The sequence below is a fragment of the Haloferax sp. Atlit-6N genome (assembly GCF_003383195.1).
Lineage (GTDB): Archaea > Halobacteriota > Halobacteria > Halobacteriales > Haloferacaceae > Haloferax > Haloferax gibbonsii.
The window spans coordinates 1-622 of sequence record NZ_QEQJ01000101.1 but is presented as its reverse complement, the minus strand read 5'-3'; the positions used below and the strand labels follow the sequence as shown (position 1 = coordinate 622).

At 67.0% G+C, this 622-nt stretch carries 1 protein-coding gene; it reads right to left on the bottom strand.

Annotated features, from left to right (window positions below):
- Positions 1 to 22: 22 nt before the first annotated feature.
- Positions 23 to 622: TrkA family potassium uptake protein (locus tag DEQ92_RS21380; protein WP_147299551.1), on the bottom strand; the 600-nt coding region annotated here is incomplete at its 5' end.

The window sequence follows — 622 nt, the reverse complement described above, 5'->3', positions numbered from 1 at the left end:
ACGGCGGAGAAGCAGTTCCTGACTACACTGCGTCCTCACCGCGACACTGCGTGAGGACTTCTCCGACGACGTCGCGGTCGGCCGCGATGAGGTACCGTCGGCCACCGATCAGTTCTGTCGAGTGCTGGACGGCGACGTGGCCGTCCGCCTCGGCGATGACCACGGAGCCTTCGGGGAGCGCAGTGGACACGACCTCGCCCGCCGCCGGCGCGTCGTAGTCGATCCGTACGTCGAGGACTTCCAGTTCACCGGTGACCTCCTCCAGCGTGCGGACGTCGCTCCCCGACAGGGCGTTGACCGCCGCGCGGACGCTGGCGCGCTCGGGGAAGTAGACCTGATCGACGTACTCCTCGTACTCGTCGCCCGCGCCCTCTTCGATTCGGGCGACGGTTCGGAGCCCCGTCGCGTGGCGTTTCGCCGCCATACAGACGACGAGGTTCGTGTCTTGTTTGTCCGTCAGTGCGCCGACGGTGTCCGTCCGGTCGGTGATGGCCTCGTCGAGCACCGACGGCTTCGTCGCGTCACCTCTGATGACGTCGATGTCGTCGTCCCCGATGGCCCGCCCCGGGTCCGGATCGATGACCGTAACGTTCCACCCTCGGTCAGTAAAGTGCTGAGCCAC